The following is a 516-nucleotide window of genomic DNA, read 5'->3' on the forward strand; positions in this document are numbered from 1 at the left end:
GCGTCGACGCCACCCAGGACGCGCTTGCCGCGATGCAGGCGGGCGACCTCGACGCAACCGTGTTCCAGGACGCGGCCGGCCAGGGCGCGGGCGCACTGGATGCGGCGCTCAAGCTGGCCAAGGGCGAGAAGGTCGAACACAAGGTCTACGTCCCCTTCCAACTGGTGACGCCGGCCAACATCGACAAGTTCCTGAAGAAGAACTGAGCAGCGGGCATACGGAGCGGCGCTCACGCAGCGCCGCTCCTCTTTCCCTCAGCGCCGGCAAGGCAGCGAGGGGCGACCGCGGCCGACGGAGGACAGAATACGTGGCACAGACATCTCATGGCGTCGGCGGGGTCGGCTATGACGCGAAGAAGCGCGCATGGCCTGCCGAACTCAACGTCTTCCTGGCGCTTGTCATTCTTGTTGTCGTCTTCGAACTGATCGGCCGCATCTTTCTCGGCGACAGTTTCCTGTTCAACACCCGCAGCGACGTCAGCGCGATCTTCAACGAGGCACGGCTGCAGATCATCAT

At 64.3% G+C, this 516-nt stretch carries 2 pseudogenes; both read left to right on the forward strand.

The annotated features are described in order from the left end of the window. Window positions 1–206 (forward strand): annotated as a pseudogene (locus EN935_RS39735) (rhizopine-binding protein); the annotation flags it as partial. Between the two features lie 101 nt (window positions 207–307). Further along, window positions 308–516: pseudogene (locus EN935_RS39740) on the forward strand (ABC transporter permease); the annotation flags it as partial.

The sequence above is a fragment of the Mesorhizobium sp. M7D.F.Ca.US.004.03.1.1 genome (assembly GCF_003998635.1).
GTDB classification, from domain to species: domain Bacteria; phylum Pseudomonadota; class Alphaproteobacteria; order Rhizobiales; family Rhizobiaceae; genus Mesorhizobium; species Mesorhizobium loti.